Origin of the sequence: Actinomyces oris (genome assembly GCF_001553935.1) — a bacterium.
Lineage (GTDB): Bacteria > Actinomycetota > Actinomycetes > Actinomycetales > Actinomycetaceae > Actinomyces > Actinomyces oris_A.
The window spans coordinates 671,496-685,426 of the sequence record NZ_CP014232.1 but is presented as its reverse complement, the minus strand read 5'-3'; the positions used below and the strand labels follow the sequence as shown (position 1 = coordinate 685,426).

The 13,931-nt window shown below is 71.0% G+C and carries 17 protein-coding genes; 5 read left to right on the top strand and 12 right to left on the bottom strand.

The features are described 5' to 3' along the window. The first annotated feature begins 22 nt into the window (after positions 1-22). From msrB to AXE84_RS02935, 3 genes are all read left to right on the top strand, one after another. Positions 23-493 (top strand): peptide-methionine (R)-S-oxide reductase MsrB, encoded by a 471-nt coding sequence (gene msrB, locus AXE84_RS02945; RefSeq protein WP_060956776.1) that lies wholly within the window; start codon positions 23-25, stop codon positions 491-493. Then, positions 490-1,461 (top strand): endonuclease/exonuclease/phosphatase family protein, encoded by a 972-nt coding sequence (locus AXE84_RS02940; RefSeq protein ID WP_060956775.1) that lies wholly within the window; start codon positions 490-492, stop codon positions 1,459-1,461. Before msrB ends, AXE84_RS02940 begins: the two co-directional genes overlap by 4 nt. 193 nt (positions 1,462-1,654) lie before the next feature. Further along, entirely contained in the window at positions 1,655-2,791 is a 1,137-nt protein-coding gene (locus AXE84_RS02935) for an AEC family transporter (protein ID WP_060956774.1), read from the top strand. A gap of 128 nt (positions 2,792-2,919) precedes the next feature. On the opposite strand, the gene AXE84_RS02930 is transcribed toward AXE84_RS02935, so the two are convergent. The 3 genes from AXE84_RS02930 to xseA all read right to left on the bottom strand — a co-directional run bounded on the left by AXE84_RS02930 (position 2,920) and on the right by xseA (position 6,492). Then, entirely contained in the window at positions 2,920-3,861 is a 942-nt protein-coding gene (locus AXE84_RS02930) for a carbohydrate kinase family protein (RefSeq protein WP_060956773.1), read from the bottom strand. Between the two features lie 596 nt (positions 3,862-4,457). Further along, the gene (locus AXE84_RS12435) at positions 4,458-4,808 is read right to left on the bottom strand and encodes an exodeoxyribonuclease VII small subunit (protein ID WP_236750116.1); all 351 of its coding nucleotides are present in this window, start codon (positions 4,806-4,808) and stop codon (positions 4,458-4,460) included. 295 nt (positions 4,809-5,103) lie between these two features. Next, entirely contained in the window at positions 5,104-6,492 is a 1,389-nt protein-coding gene (xseA, locus tag AXE84_RS02920; protein ID WP_060956772.1) for an exodeoxyribonuclease VII large subunit, read from the bottom strand. Between the two features lie 44 nt (positions 6,493-6,536). Here xseA and AXE84_RS02915 point away from each other — a divergent pair, with 44 nt between their 5' ends. Together AXE84_RS02915 and AXE84_RS02910 are read left to right on the top strand one after the other, a co-directional pair. Further along, on the top strand, positions 6,537-7,604 hold the full coding sequence (locus tag AXE84_RS02915) for a 4-hydroxy-3-methylbut-2-enyl diphosphate reductase (protein WP_081093037.1): 1,068 nt from the start codon (positions 6,537-6,539) through the stop codon (positions 7,602-7,604). Positions 7,605-7,730: 126 nt separating this feature from the next. Next, entirely contained in the window at positions 7,731-9,353 is a 1,623-nt protein-coding gene (locus AXE84_RS02910) for an amino acid permease (protein ID WP_150116237.1), read from the top strand. Positions 9,354-9,489: 136 nt separating this feature from the next. Here the strand turns inward: AXE84_RS02910 and AXE84_RS02905 are convergent, their stop codons facing one another. From AXE84_RS02905 to AXE84_RS02870, 9 genes are all read right to left on the bottom strand, one after another. Beyond that, a complete protein-coding gene (locus AXE84_RS02905) occupies positions 9,490-9,861 on the bottom strand; it encodes a hypothetical protein (RefSeq protein WP_060956770.1) in 372 nt (123 codons plus the stop codon). Further along, on the bottom strand, positions 9,851-10,402 hold the full coding sequence (locus AXE84_RS02900) for a hypothetical protein (RefSeq protein WP_060956769.1): 552 nt from the start codon (positions 10,400-10,402) through the stop codon (positions 9,851-9,853). The genes AXE84_RS02905 and AXE84_RS02900 overlap by 11 nt, the downstream gene beginning before the upstream one ends. After that, the gene (locus AXE84_RS02895; RefSeq protein ID WP_060956768.1) at positions 10,399-11,052 is read right to left on the bottom strand and encodes an RNA polymerase sigma factor; all 654 of its coding nucleotides are present in this window, start codon (positions 11,050-11,052) and stop codon (positions 10,399-10,401) included. The genes AXE84_RS02900 and AXE84_RS02895 overlap by 4 nt, the downstream gene beginning before the upstream one ends. Then, a complete protein-coding gene (locus AXE84_RS02890) occupies positions 11,042-11,689 on the bottom strand; it encodes a hypothetical protein (protein WP_060956767.1) in 648 nt (215 codons plus the stop codon). Before AXE84_RS02890 ends, AXE84_RS02895 begins: the two co-directional genes overlap by 11 nt. A 13-nt stretch (positions 11,690-11,702) precedes the next feature. Further along, the gene (locus tag AXE84_RS02885) at positions 11,703-12,251 is read right to left on the bottom strand and encodes a DUF6286 domain-containing protein (protein ID WP_060956766.1); all 549 of its coding nucleotides are present in this window, start codon (positions 12,249-12,251) and stop codon (positions 11,703-11,705) included. Further along, complete coding sequence (locus AXE84_RS02880; protein WP_060956765.1) at positions 12,248-12,664, bottom strand: Asp23/Gls24 family envelope stress response protein; 417 nt, start codon at positions 12,662-12,664, stop codon at positions 12,248-12,250. The genes AXE84_RS02885 and AXE84_RS02880 overlap by 4 nt, the downstream gene beginning before the upstream one ends. 2 nt (positions 12,665-12,666) lie before the next feature. After that, a complete protein-coding gene (locus AXE84_RS12970; RefSeq protein WP_003789010.1) occupies positions 12,667-12,843 on the bottom strand; it encodes a hypothetical protein in 177 nt (58 codons plus the stop codon). 33 nt (positions 12,844-12,876) lie between these two features. Next, positions 12,877-13,353 carry an Asp23/Gls24 family envelope stress response protein gene (locus AXE84_RS02875; RefSeq protein WP_060956764.1) on the bottom strand — a complete coding sequence of 159 codons (477 nt, stop codon included), beginning with the start codon at positions 13,351-13,353 and terminating at the stop codon, positions 12,877-12,879. Between the two features lie 285 nt (positions 13,354-13,638). After that, on the bottom strand, positions 13,639-13,896 hold the full coding sequence (locus AXE84_RS02870; protein WP_029316568.1) for a GlsB/YeaQ/YmgE family stress response membrane protein: 258 nt from the start codon (positions 13,894-13,896) through the stop codon (positions 13,639-13,641). Between the last annotated feature and the right edge of the window lie 35 nt (positions 13,897-13,931).

Here is a 13,931-nt window from a genome sequence, read left to right as displayed (position 1 = left end):
TCGGGCGGGTGACGATGAGCCCATGAGTACCAACGCCAGCAGCGACCCCTCCGTGACGCCCACCTCCGAGCCCTCCGGCCCGATCCTCGACCTGGAGGCCGCCGCGCGCACCGACGCCCAGTGGCGCGCCGCCCTGAGCCCCATGGAGTACCACGTGCTGCGCGAGGCCGGCACCGAGCGTCCTTTCACCGGCGCCCTGCTCGACGAGCATCGCGAGGGCGTCTACCGCTGCCGCGGCTGCGGCGCCGAGCTGTTCCGCTCCACCACCAAGTTCGACTCCCACTGCGGCTGGCCCTCCTTCTACGACCCCTCCGACTCCGAGGCGGTCACCCTGAGCACCGACACCTCCCACGGCATGGTGCGCACCGAGGTCCGCTGCGCCACCTGCCACAGCCACCTGGGACACGTCTTCGACGACGCCCCCCAGACCCCCACCGGCCAGCGCTACTGTATGAACTCCGTGAGCCTGACCTTCGAGGAGGAGCAAGCATGATCCGGGTCCTGAGCCTCAACCTGCAGCACGGTCTGCCCGGCGCGGGGGCCGGTGACGGCAGCGCCTCCACCGGCTCGCTGGCCGGCGCCGACATCTCCGACCCCGCCACCGCCCGCACCGTCATGCGGGCCACGGCCGAGCAGATCGCCGAGCTGGCCCCCGACATCATCGCCCTCCAGGAGGTGGACCTGGGCCAGGCCCGCTCCGGGCGCCTCCACCAGGCGGCCTTCCTCGCCGAGGAGCTGGGCATGCCGACCTGCCGCTTCTCCGCCAGCTACGCCGGGCCGGTGGTGGGGCTGCGCCGTCGGCCCCTGCGCACCGCGCTGAGCTCGCCGACCGATGACGTCCTGGGGCCGCTGCGCGCCGCCGTCGGGGCCGGGCCGATCGGCTACGGCAACGCCCTCCTGTCGCGCTTCCCGGCCTCGGGCTGGCACGTCAAGCGCCTGGGGCGCGGGGCCTCCAGCGTGGAGAAGCGCGGCGAGCGGGCCTGGGACCCGCGCTCCTACCACGTGTCCACCGCCTCCCAGCGCATCATGGTGGCCGCCACCCTCGAGGTGCCCGAAGGCGCTGGCGGGCCGATCCGCCAGCTGTCGGTCGCCTCCACCCACCTGGCGACCCGCGAGTCCATGGCAGCGCGCCAGCTCGCCGCCGCCTGGGGGGCGCTCGCCGGGCTGCCCGGGCCGCACCTGCTCGTGGGCGACTACAACCTCTCCGCCGAGCAGGTCGACGTCCTGGGGCTGGGACGGACCGTGGGGGAGGGGCTCACCTTCCCGGCAGCCGGCCCCAAGCGGCGCATCGACCACGTGCTGACCGACCTGTGGCCCACCGGCCCCGACGGCCTGCCGCTGAGCGATGAGGCCGCCGCGGCCGGCGGGAGCCCGCTGCTGCGCGCCGTGGAGTGGGGCACGAGCTCCTTCATCATCTCCGACCACGTCGGCACCTGGGTGGATCTCGAGCCGGTCGGCTGAGGGGCGCCCGCCAAGGCCCAGCACCGGCGAAGTCGTACTGCCGGCTTCGTCGTTGTCGGGCCCCGTCGCAGCCCTGCCCGCGAGGTCGTACCTTAGGTCGCGCGTTCGAGGGGTAGAGGGTACGACCGCGCGGACTACCCTACGAACGCGAGACCGGGCCTGCGACCCGTCCGGTCGATGAGAGGTGGCGGTGATGGCCGATGTGGTGGCGGGACTGGCGGTCTTCGGTGCGGTCATCGCCATCGGTTGGCTGCTGGTGCGCACCCGCGCCGTGCCCGCTGACGCCGACGGGGTCCTCACCCGCGTCTGCTTCTTCGCCGCCACCCCGGCCCTCCTCGTGACCACGCTGAGCCGCGCCGACCTGACGGCGGTCCTCTCCCGCTCCACCGCAGTGGCCGTGGCCGCCGAGCTCACGGCCATCGTCTCGGCCTGGTGCCTCCACCGCCTCGTGCTGCGCCGCCCCACCGCCGAGGCCACCATCGGTGCGCTCGCCTCCGGCTACGTCAATGCCGCGAACCTGGGGATCCCGGTGGCCGTCCTCGTCCTGGGGGATGCGGCCACGATCGCCCCGATCCTTCTGCTCCAGCTCCTCGTGCTCACCCCGGCCACCTTCACCGTGCTCGACGCCGTCACCCGCCGCGGCAACCCGTCTCGCCTGGCGACCCTGACCGTTCCGCTGCGCAACCCGCTGCTGTGGGGAGTCGTGGCCGGGACCGCGGCGAACCTGGGAGGGGTGGACCTCAAGGAGTGGGGAGGCGGCTATCCGGCCCAGGGCCTGGAGATGCTCGGGCGCGTCGCGGTGCCGCTCATGATGCTGGCTCTGGGGATGAGCCTGGCCGGGGCGCCCCGGCCCCTGCGCAACTTCGTGCCGGAGGAGGCCGCCCCGTCCCTACAGGGCTCGCCGGCCCGGACGGTGCAGTCGCCCCAGTCTGCCCGCCAGAGTCAGGAGCCGCTGGCGGCGGAGGCCGGATCGGAGGCGCACGAGATCAACACCGCGGGAGGCCGACCACCCCGGGTGGAGGAAGAGCCGGCGCACGGGGCGAGGTCGACGTCCCAGCGCGGCGCGGGCCGGCGCAGGGACTTGTGGCTGGCGGTGGGCTGGAAGCTCGCCGTCATGCCGGGGCTGGCCGTCGTCGTCGGACTGGCGGCGGGACTCAGCGGAGGCCAGCTGCTCGCCCCGGTCGTCACCGCCGCCCTGCCCACGGCGCAGAACGTCTTCATGTACGCCTCGCGCTACGGGGCGGCCAAGGACCTAGCCCGGGATGCCGTCCTGCTGACGACGGCCGGATTCGTGCCCGTGGTCCTGCTGGCCGCCGCGCTCCTGCACTGAGCCCGCGCGGTCGCACTGCCCAGCGTCGGCGCCTCCCTCACCCGCGCAGTCGTGCCTGAGGCCGCGCGTTCGGGGGCTTCAGGAGACGAACGCGCGGACTGCCCAACGAACTCCTCGCGGCGGGCCCCTCAGGGCAGTTCGTCGCGAGTGGGCGGGTTGGCCCCCGCCCGCGAGACCGTGATGTCGGCGATGGCCGCGGCGTGGCGCACGATCCGCTCCAGGGTCGCGGCGTCCACCGCGCGCAGCGCCTCGCGCCGGTCCGCGCCCACGAGGTCCTCGCTCCACAGCGCGTCCTCCAGGCCGCCCATGAAGGAGTCGCCGGCGCCTACCGTGTCCGCCACCACGACGTTCGGGTCGGCGGGTACCTCCAGGCGCACCCCCGAGGCGGACAGGGCCAGGGCGCCCTGCTTGCCGCGCGTGACGACCACAACGGCCGCGCCCTTCTCCAGCCAGGAGCGCAGCACCGTCTCCAGGTCCGCGCCTTCGCCGTAGAGCCAGGCGATGTCCTCGTCCGAGCACTTGACCAGGTCCGACAGGCCCACTAGGCGCTCGACGACCTCACGGGCGTCCTCGGGATCACCCATGAGCTGAGGCCGGGCATTGGGGTCGTAGGCAATGGTGGAGGTGGCGCGGGTCTCGCGCAGCACCCGCTCCACTGTGGCGGCGCCGGGCGCCAGGATCGCGGCGATCGAGCCGGTGTGCACCAGCAGCGGCGCCTGCCCGTCGGGCAGCGTCGGGCGCGGCGGGTTCCAGTCCAGGTCGAAGACGTAGCTGGCGGCGCGGTCCTCGCCGATGGTGGCCTGCGCCGTGGAGGTGCGCGCCGCGCCGTCGGCACCCGGGGCCAGACGGACCCCGGAGGCCTCCAGGTGGGAGCGCACCGCCTGACCACGCTCGTCGGTGCCGATCCAGCAGTGCAGCTCGGCGTCGCGGCCCAGGCGCGCCAGCCCCAGGGCGACGTTGGCAGGCGAGCCGCCGGGGATGTCCACGGGCTCCTGCCCGGGGTGGATGACGACATCAACCAGGGCCTCGCCGATGACGAGAGCGGATCCTGGGCGGCCGGGTGCGGTCATGGGTGACTCCTTTGTGCGAGACCGGGGTCCGGTGGTAGTGAGCTGAGACGTGCGAGGGGTGGAGAGCTGACCGGAGTGGTGGACCGGGAGATGACAAGAGGCGGTGAGGGGACTCGGGCGGATGAGGAACGCGGCGGCGCCACACCGCCCGGAAGTGGCCGGCGCGCTGGTCGATGCGCGCAGCCGGGGGCGAATGCCCACAGACTACCGATCCGGCGCCGCCTACAGGGCTCGTCTCGCCCAAGAATGTCCAAATCGGATACAAAGGGCTTTCAGCGCACAGGCCGCATGAATGAAAACCTTGGAATCATGCGGTTGTGTTTCGACCGGATGAGTGCGACCCAAGCCTTTGTGTCCGATTTGGACATCCACGGCTCCTTCCGGGCTCCTGCCCTGGTTCCCAGCGGCCCTCGATGGGGGCGCCACCGCCAGAGGGGCCCGGGTAACTCGGTCAGTCCGCCGCGCAGGCGGGCGCATGCCAGGCGCCCGGACAAACGGCCACGTTGCTAAGACGGTCGATTCGTTGCGCGTGCGGGCACGTGCCCGGCCTGGAACTGCTGGCCCGGCGGGTCATGCCCGGTCAGCCCCAGGTTGCGTCAGTCCTCAGGGTCCTCCTGTGCGACCGCGGCCAGGCGGGCACGGGCCTCATCGAGCCAGGTCTGACAGCGCTGGGCCAGGGCCTCGCCGCGCTCCCACAGCGCCAGGGAGTCCTCCAAAGGGACGGAGCCCGCCTCAAGACGCTGTACGACGGCCACCAGCTCCTCGCGGGCCCGCTCATAGCTGAGCGAGGCGACGTCTTCATTGGCGGCGGACGCCCCGCCTGCGGCAGAGGCAGACGACGCTGAAGACCCTGACGATCCTGAGGGCGCCGAGTAGGGGCTGCTCTGGGGTGAGTACTCGTCTGGGTACTGGTCGGAGTACGGGCCGGGGTTCATCTCGGAGCTCACGCCCCGATTCTCGCACGGACCGGCCCGGGGGCGGAGTGGACAAGGCGGGCCCAGGTGATGTCCTCGGCGCGAGAGTGCCCAGACCGACGCGTCAGACCGCTACCCTGCTGCGTCGTTGGAGGCCGTTTCATCGAGGCGCGTCAGCAGGTCTGCCACACTTGCCTGCGCCAGTGCCCCGCGGCCGGCCTCAGTGAGCTTCACTGCCTGGGTCTGCCCGATGCGCGCGATCCAGGCGCGATTGACTAGCGCTTGTATCGGCGCGGTGCCCGAAGTGCAGCCGGCACTTAGCCGCCGCTCAGCCGATATCGGCGGGCCGGGGCTTGGTGGCGCCGACGACCTGGGCGACGAGCCGCCCGTGGGCCAGAACCCCCTCGATGAGGTCGCCCTTCTTGACGTCCTCGGCGCTGGTGATGACCTTGCCGCCGGGAGTGCGCAGAATCGTGTAGCCGCGGTCCAGGACCCCCTGCGGCGACAGGGCCGTCAGCCGGGCGCGATCGGCGCGCAGGTCCGCGGCCGCCAACGACAGGCGATGCTCCACGGCCCGGCGCATCCTGTCGCGGGCCTGCCCCAGCTCGCTCACCCGGTCGCGCACGATCAAGGTGGGGTCAGCCATGACCGGCCGGGCCCGCAGCTGGTCCAGGGCCGCCTGCTCGGCGTCCAGCCGCGAGGCGAGCACGCTGCGCAGGCGCTCGCGGGCCGAGTCCAGGCCCACGGTCTCCTGGGCGAGGTCGGGGACGATCCGGCGGGCGGCGTCGGTGGGGGTGGAGGCCCGGTAGTCGGCCACCAGGTCCAGTAGGGGGCAGTCGGTCTCGTGGCCGATCGCCGAGACCAGCGGCGTGCGGCAGGCGGCCGCGGCGCGCACGAGCCCCTCGTCGGAGAAGGGCAGCAGGTCCTCGACGGCGCCGCCCCCGCGGGCCACGACGATGACGTCGATCAGTGCGTCGGAGTCGAGCTCCTGGACGGCCCGGGTGACCTCGCCGACGGCGCGCGCCCCCTGGACGGCGACCTCCCGCACCTCGAAGGGCAGGCCGGGCCAGCGCAGGCGGGCGTTGACGAGCACGTCGTCCTTGGCCTTGGCCTGGCGGCCGCACACGAGGCCCACCTTGCGCGGCAGGAAGGGCAGGGGCCGCTTACGCTCGGCGTCGAACAGGCCCTCGGCGGCCAGGATGCGGCGCAGCTGCTCGATGCGGGCCAGCAGGTCGCCGACGCCGACGGGCCGGATGTCGTCGGCCTGCAGCTGGAGTGAGCCCCGCTTGGCCCAGAAGGTGGGCTTGGCGCGCACCACCACGCGGGCGCCCTCGCCGAGCTCGGCGCCGGTGCGGGCCAGGACGGCGTCGAGAACCCGGGCGTAGATGGACACCGACATGGAGATATCGGCGTCCGTGTCCCGCAGGGTGAGGAAGGCCATGCCGGCGCCGGGGCGGCGGTTGAGCTGAATGACCTGCCCCTCCACCCACACCTGGCTCATGCGGGCCACGTACTGGTCGATCTTGGACGACAGCAGCCGCAGCGGCCACGGGTTCTCCGCGGTGGTGAGGTTCGCTCGCGGCGCCAGCTCCCGGGGGCCGTCGGGGCTGCCGGAGTTGCCGGGGCCGCCGCCCGCGTGGGGGCCGGACACGCGGCCGGCACCGGGGGAGGGCTGCGGGCTGGGCTGGGAGGGGCTCTGGCCTGTCACATGCACCACTGTGCCACGTCCACCACTGGGGACCTGGGTCCCACTGTGGCACAGTGGTGACCGTGACGACCAGCGAGCTCGCCAGCGAGCACACCGACGCCGCATCCCCCTCTACCAAGGGCGGCAAGCGGATCCTCATGGCCGCCCCGCGCGGCTACTGCGCCGGCGTGGACCGCGCCGTCGACGCCGTCGAGCAGGCCCTGGCCCACTACGGGGCGCCGATCTACGTGCGCAAGGAGATCGTCCACAACAAGTACGTCGTGGAGGCCCTCTCCAAGCGCGGCGCCATCTTCGTCTCCGAGACCGACGAGGTGCCGGTGGGCGCCCGCGTCGTCTTCTCCGCCCACGGCGTCTCCCCGGCCGTCCACGCCGAGGCCGCCGAGCGCCGGCTGGACACGATTGACGCGACCTGCCCGCTGGTGACCAAGGTGCACAAGCAGGCGGTGCGCTTCGCGGACAAGGACTACGACATCATCCTCGTGGGCCATACCGGCCACGAGGAGGTCGAGGGCACCCAGGGCGAGGCCCCCGACCACATCCAGGTCGTCAACGGCCCCCACGAGGTGGACCAGGTCGAGGTGCGTGACCCCTCCAAGGTCGTGTGGATCAGCCAGACCACCCTGAGCGTCGATGAGACCATGGAGACGGTGCGCCTGCTGCGCGAGCGCTTCCCGGAAATGATCGACCCGCCCGGCGAGGACATCTGCTACGCCACCCAGAACCGTCAGGCCGCGGTCAAGAAGATCGCCCCGAGGGTGGACCTCATGATCGTGGTCGGCTCCGGCAACTCCTCGAACTCGGTGCGCCTCAAGGAGGTGGCCCTCGAGGCCGGTGCGGGCGCCGCCCACCGGGTGGACTTCGCCAGCGAGATCGACCCGTCCTGGTTCGACGGCGTCGAGACGGTCGGCCTGACCTCGGGCGCCTCGGTGCCGGAGATCCTGGTGCGCGAGGTGGTCGAGCGCCTGGCCGAGTTCGGCTTCGACGACGTCGAGGAGGTGCGCACCACCACGGAGAAGATCTCCTTCTCCCTGCCCAAGAACCTGCGCGCCGACCTCATGGCGGCTCAGGGGGCCGCCTCGGCCCACAAACGCCGCGAGCCGGCCGCCAACCACACCTGCTGAGGCCGCGCCGCCCACCCCTTCCGCCCCGGCCACAGGGCCGGCCGTGAGCGTCAGCACACGCCCGACTGCGTGAGACAGGCCGAAGGTGAACGCCGGGTTGCACACCTGACGATTACCCTCAGTCGGGTGACACATTCCCATGACGAGTCGGCCCCCAGTGGCCCTGCCCCCGCCGCGTCGGGCGGGCGGCCCGCTACCGACGGCGCCGGCAGCTCCGACAGTGCTGACCCTGTGACCTCCGCAGACCCCGTGGGCTCGGGGGTCTCCAGCGCCTCCGGGCAGGTCTCCAATGAGGCCCTCGAGGAGGACGGCGGGCTGCACCGGAGCCTGACCAACAGGCACATGCAGATGATCGCCATCGGCGGCGCCATCGGCACGGGGCTGTTCGTGGCCTCAGGCGCCACGGTCTCCACGGCCGGCCCGGGCGGTGCCCTGGTGGCCTACGCGGCGATCGGCCTCATGGTGCTGCTGCTCATGCAGTCTCTGGGCGAGATGACGGCGCACATGCCGGTGGCCGGCTCCTTCCAGACCTACGCCACCCGGTTCGTCAGTCCGTCCTTCGGGTTTGCCATGGGCTGGAACTACTGGTTCAACTGGGCGATCACGGTGGCGGCCGAGCTGGTGGCCGCCGGAATCGTCATGGGCTACTGGCTGCCGGGGGTGCCCTCATGGATCTGGGCGGCACTGTTCCTAGCACTGCTGACAACGCTCAACGCCCTGTCGGCCCGCGCCTTCGGTGAGGGCGAGTTCTGGCTGTCGGCCATCAAGGTGGTCACGGTCATCGTCTTCCTCGTGGCGGGGCTGGCCATGATCGCCGGCATCATCGGCGGGACGTCCCCGGGCTTCAGCAACTGGGTCGTCAAGGACGCGCCCTTCCACGGCGGGATGCTGGCGATCGTGTCGGTGTTCATGGTGGCCGGATTCTCCTTCCAGGGCACCGAGCTGGTGGGCGTGGCGGCCGGTGAGGCCCGCAACCCGCGCCGGGACGTGCCCAAGGCGATCCACACGGTGTTCTGGCGGATCATGATCTTCTACATCGGGGCGATCACGGTCATCGGCTTCCTCATCGCCTTCAACGACAGCCGACTGCTGCACACCGAGACCGAGGACGTGGCCTACTCGCCCTTCACCCTGGTCTTCGAACGGGCGGGGATCGGGATCGCGGCGGCCCTCATGAACGCCGTCATCCTCACCGCGGTACTCAGCGCCGGAAACTCCGGCCTGTACGCCTCGACCCGCATGCTCCACTCGATGGCCCTGCAGGGGCAGGCGCCGGCCTGGTTCTCCTACGTCAACCGTCACGGGGTCCCGGTGCGTGCCCTGGGGGCGACGGCGCTGGTGGGGGCGGCCGGCTTCCTGACCGCCGTGGTGGGACAGAACACCGCCTACGCGTGGTTGGTCAACGTCTCGGCCCTGTGCGGGTTCATCGTGTGGCTGGGGATCGCCGCGTGCCACTTCCGCTTCCGGCGCGCCTACGTGCTCCAGGGCAATGACCCGGCCGACCTGCCCTACCAGGCGCCCTGGTTCCCGCTGGGACCGGTCCTGGCCTTCACCCTGTGCGCCCTGGTGATCCTGGGCCAGAACTACGAGGCGGTCTTCAAGGGCCAGCTGGTGGAGGTGCTCTCCTCCTACATCGGCCTACCGGTCTTCGGGGCCATCTGGCTGGGGCACCGCCTGGTGACCGGGTCGCGCATGGTGCGCCTGGAGGAGGCCGACGTCTCCGGCGCCGTCGTTCGTGAGCGCAGCTGAGTCCTGCTGAGCCCCGCGCCCGCTGGGCTCACGCTGAACCCCATGACCGACGTCGGGGCACCGATCATCTGACCGGTGCCCCGACGTCGTCTCATGCTGCAACCTGCACGAGGCTGGTCTGCTGTGGGCTGGGCGACTACAGCAGGGACTGGACCCGTACCGTGACCTGAGGCGCGCTCTGGTCTCCGACGTCGGAGGAGCCGGAGCTCTCCCGGGCCTCGGAGGTTTCGCCGGACTCGCTCGCCTGCGATAGCGAGCGGAGGATGGTCTCCTGGACGTCGCGCACGATGTCCTTGACGGGCCGGGAGCCGTCGATACCGATCTCGATGACGGCCCGGTTCGAGCCCTCCTCGACGATCACGCCGAAGCGGGCCTGTTGAGGATCCTGCTGGCGCATGTGGCTGCCGAGCGCCCTCAACGTGCTGCCGATCCCCGGCTCGATTGCTCGGACGCCGGGGACAGCAGTGACCAGGTGGGCCAGCTCGGCCGCTGAGAGACTAGTCGTCATCGTGGAGATCCTCGATGTGGACGTTGACGGTTGGGGACACCCCAAGGTTCTCATGGCAGGCGGCTCGAACGGCGTCGCGCACCTGCTGACCGAGCTGCGGCAGGCTGTCTACGCTGAGGTGGGCGGAGATCCGGCAGGAGATGGTCTGCGGAACCCCCAGGCCGCGGTGACCCTTGCCTGAGGGCGCGTGCTCGCAGGTCGAGCGCAGGGCGCGGGCCCCGGGCACGCCGTCCACGGTGCGTCGGATGAGCGCCCGCAGCGAGAACTCGGACATGCTGTAGGGCCCCAGGTCGGTCGCGGGCATCTCCACCTGGGCGCCGTGACGGGTCTCGGCGAGGATGGCGTCCATCAGGTGGCGCTTGGGCATGACCGAGGTGTTCGCCTGAGACTCCAGCCGATCCCACTCCTCGTGCAGGGAGGCGATCAGACGCTGGTACTCTCGCGTGTCGGCGTCGTCCTGCTCATGAGACCGGGCGAAGGAATTGGTGGCCGACGCCGTCGCGCGTCGGACGCTGTGTGAGAGCTGGTTGACGGTGCTCATGCCCACTCCTTCATCTGGCGCATGACGAGAGAACGGGCGCGTGCCAGCCTCCCTCGGACGGTGGACTCGGTCAGGTTCAGGGTCTGGGCGATCTCTTCGTAGGACATGTCGTCGACCTCTCGGAGCACCCAGACGATGCGCAGCTCAGGCTGCACGGAGGCCAACAGGTCAGCCAGCGCCTCGATCTGGGCGTTGACCTCACTGGACTCGGCCGGGTCAGCGGTGCTGCTCGACGTCGTCTCCGCCATGGCGCTCGCGGTCTCCAGGTCCTCGGCGTCGTAGGCGTCGGTGGCCCGGCGCTGACGCTTGCGCGCCATGCTGGTGGCTTTGTTGGTGCAGATCCGCATGAGCCAGCCTCGGAAGGCGGCGGGCTCCCTGACGAGGTGAAGACTGCGCCAGGCCTGGATGAGGGTGTCCTGGACGATGTCCTCACTGTCGTGACGGTTGCGCACGATCATGTAGGCGGTGCGGAACAGGCGGCCCTGGTAACGCTCGACGAGCTGCTCGAAGGCGTTGATGTCCCCGTCCTGGGCGCGCAGGACCAGGTAGCGGTCCTTGTCTGGCGACGCGCCGGGCGAGGCGGGTTGTGCGGCGTGGTCTGGACGCGGGACAGGCGCCGCTGCGGCCTCGTCCTGCGTCTCACGCACCATCGCCGTTCCCGGTGATCTCGGGCGAGTGCTGACCTGTGACGGTCTGTGAGACGCTGCGCTTGCTCGTGGAGCGCTCCAGCCCCACCAGGACGTCGACCTGCCGGGGGCGCGTGCCCAGGGACGTGGTCACGTCATCCTCGAGCCGGCCCCTGAGCTCCGCCACGGCCCATGCGACCTCGCAGTCCTGGGACACGGTGGCGTCCGCCTGCACCCAGAGGCTGCTCGGGGAACCGGTGACCCACACGGCGCACTGCTCCACCCCGGGGACGTCCTCGGCCCGCTCGGACAGGGCCTGTGACAGGACCTCGGGGGCGACGGTGGCCATGAGGACTCCCTCGGAGTCGCTGAGCCTCAGGGGAGAGGCGGCCGCCTTGCGGGGGATCTGCATGGCGAGCAGGACCAACCCGGCGATGACGGCGAGCACGGAGACCAGCGCGGCCACCGGCAGGAGCCAGTGCGCCTGGGGCGCGATGAGGCTGCCCACTCGGTCCTGCGCCGTGGCCAGGTAGGGGGCGGCGTCGGGCCAGGACCGACCGGCATCGAGGCCGGAGGCCAGGACCCAGGATGACGCCGCCGCGATGAGAAGCCCGCAGCCGGCCAGGGCCGTCCGGTTGAGGACACCAGAAACTGAACGCATGGTCGTATCTCCTTCAGCTCGTGCGCTTGATCCGCACGCGGCTGCGTGTGATGCCCGCGGGCTGGAGTGTCTCCAGGGCCTCGTCGGTCGTCTTACGGGCGGCTTCCTGCACCGGCTCGAGGTCGTCCAGGACACTGAGGACGACGACGTCGACCCGGGAGCGACGGGTGGTGACGGTGGCGGAGTGGACCCCGCCGATCTGCTCGACCTGGGTCCTCACCAGGCTGGCCAGGTCACGGCGCCTCACCGCGGTCTGGCCTGGGACGGTGTCGGGGAGGAGCGCGACGCGCTCGGGCAGCCCCGGCCACAGGGCCGCGAGGATCATGGCCAGGGCGCAGGCGGCGGCGATCCCGGCGGCGGCGAGCACCGCGACGGAGCCGAGGGTGGCAGAGCCGATGGTGTCGAGCGTGGTGACGGTGCGGTCCGGCCAGGTGCCGGTGACAATCCGGTGCCCCGCCAGCCAGGCCCCCAGGCCTCCGGCCGTGAGCAGCAGCAGTGCCAGGATGGCACTGGGGGTGCTGCGAGAGGGGCGACGAATGAGTTTCGGGACGGGTGTTCTCATTTCAGGCTCTTCCTGACGTGGCTGCTCGGATTGAGCCAGGAGATCTCGATGGTGATCTTGCCGACGCTCAGCCCGGTGAGGTGCTCGACGCGGCCGCGCACGTGCGCGCGCAGATCGTCGACGGTGGAGGACAGTGGCGTGGGAAAGACCAGGCCGAGGTCCAGGTGGAGGACGGCGACCTGCCCGTAGAGCTCGCACTGGGCCTCGGGTCGGGAGGCGAAGTTGCGGCGGGCGCCAATTCCCAGGAGTCCCCCGGCGTTCGAGCCGACGTTGCCGGTCTCATAGGCGGCCTGGGCGGCGATCTGGGCGACGACCTTGGCCGGAATGGTGGTGGTGCCGCGCTGCTCCCAGGACGAGGCCTCGTCCTGGGTGGGGCCAGGCTGTGTGATGGCGGGCTGGGTGGCGGTCGCCATCGTCACTTCTTTCGCCGATCCAGGATGCTGTGGACATCGACCCGGCCCTCCAGGTAGAGGCCCACCCCCAGTCCGGCCGCGCCGCATAGGGCCACCAGGACGAAGTCGGCGAAAGAGCCGAAGGCGAGAATGGTGCCAAGGAACAGGCCCACCAGGAGGGCCAGGTACGTTGTCTTCATTGAGAGCTCCTCAGATCAGGGCGTCAGGATGGGTCACTTAAGGTCGGCGGCCTCGGAGCTGCCGGAGTCGTCGTCGGGCAGGTGGACGTCGGTGACGTTGATGTTGACCTCGACGACCTCCAGGCCGGTGGTGCCCTCGATCTGCTCGATGATGTTGCGGCGGATGGCGTTGGAGACCTCGACGATGGAGACACCGTACTCAACGACCACGGTGACCTCGACGGCGGCCTGGGTCTCGCCCTTCTGGACGCTGATCCCGCCGGCGACGTTGGTCTGGGCGTTGGGGATGCGGTCGGTCACGGCGCTGAAGGCGCGGCGAACGGCGTTGCCCATGTCGTAGACGCCGGGCACCTCACGAGCAGCCATGCCAGCGATCTTGGCGACGACGTTCTCCTCGATGGTGGTCACGCCGTGCGAGGTCTGGAGGGGGCCGCGGGGGGTCTTGTCCTCCTCGAGCTTCTCGATGCGCTCGCGCTGCTGACCGGTCTGGGGGATGGCGTTGTTGCTCATTGGAGCCTCTTTCGTTGATCCGTGAATGGATGGTGACGGGATATGTGGTGCGCAGCCCAGCAGCTGGTTCGTCACGGCGCCTTGGTGGCTGCCAGGCCGGCTCGTGTGAGTGGCCGACGTGACTGACTGGTGTTGCTGCCCGTCATGATTGCCGCGCTGTAGGTAGGACGCCGTTGGCCGGGGAATCCTCACGACCTCGCGTCATGGCTTGCGTCACAAAAATTGAAGCGGGTTCCGGGGAGGCGGTGAGTGCCTCTGCGGAACCCGCTTCAGGGCGCTGAAGGGTTACTTGCGCCCGGTGACGCCCAGGTAGACGGAGATCGCCACGATGGCGGCGACGAGGGACAGGGCCCAGCGGATCCAGTCGAAGCCGTTGGTGTGGGCGACGCCGAAGACGCTGGCGATCGCACCCCCGACGAGTGCGCCCACGGCGCCCAGCACGATGGTCCACAGGATCGAGATGTTCTGCTCGCCGCGCATGACGAGGCGGGCGAGGGCGCCGAGCACGGCGCCGGCGATGATCATTCCGATGAATGACAGCAGCATGATGTCTTCCTCCGAGAAGGTCTGATGAGGTG

Bases quoted from the DNA above. Each gene is read 5' to 3' on its own strand.
- AXE84_RS02935 (WP_060956774.1), top strand. From the start codon at position 1,655: ATGGCCGATGTGGTGGCGGGACTGGCGGTCTTCGGTGCGGTCATCGCC.
- AXE84_RS02875 (WP_060956764.1), bottom strand. From the start codon at position 13,353: ATGAGCAACAACGCCATCCCCCAGACCGGTCAGCAGCGCGAGCGCATC.
- AXE84_RS02880 (WP_060956765.1), bottom strand. From the start codon at position 12,664: ATGGCGACCGCCACCCAGCCCGCCATCACACAGCCTGGCCCCACCCAG.
- AXE84_RS02895 (WP_060956768.1), bottom strand. From the start codon at position 11,052: ATGGTGCGTGAGACGCAGGACGAGGCCGCAGCGGCGCCTGTCCCGCGT.
- AXE84_RS02940 (WP_060956775.1), top strand. From the start codon at position 490: ATGATCCGGGTCCTGAGCCTCAACCTGCAGCACGGTCTGCCCGGCGCG.
- AXE84_RS12970 (WP_003789010.1), bottom strand. From the start codon at position 12,843: ATGAAGACAACGTACCTGGCCCTCCTGGTGGGCCTGTTCCTTGGCACC.
- msrB (WP_060956776.1), top strand. From the start codon at position 23: ATGAGTACCAACGCCAGCAGCGACCCCTCCGTGACGCCCACCTCCGAG.
- AXE84_RS02930 (WP_060956773.1), bottom strand. From the start codon at position 3,861: ATGACCGCACCCGGCCGCCCAGGATCCGCTCTCGTCATCGGCGAGGCC.
- AXE84_RS02905 (WP_060956770.1), bottom strand. From the start codon at position 9,861: ATGACGACTAGTCTCTCAGCGGCCGAGCTGGCCCACCTGGTCACTGCT.
- AXE84_RS02890 (WP_060956767.1), bottom strand. From the start codon at position 11,689: ATGCGTTCAGTTTCTGGTGTCCTCAACCGGACGGCCCTGGCCGGCTGC.
- AXE84_RS02900 (WP_060956769.1), bottom strand. From the start codon at position 10,402: ATGAGCACCGTCAACCAGCTCTCACACAGCGTCCGACGCGCGACGGCG.
- AXE84_RS02885 (WP_060956766.1), bottom strand. From the start codon at position 12,251: ATGAGAACACCCGTCCCGAAACTCATTCGTCGCCCCTCTCGCAGCACC.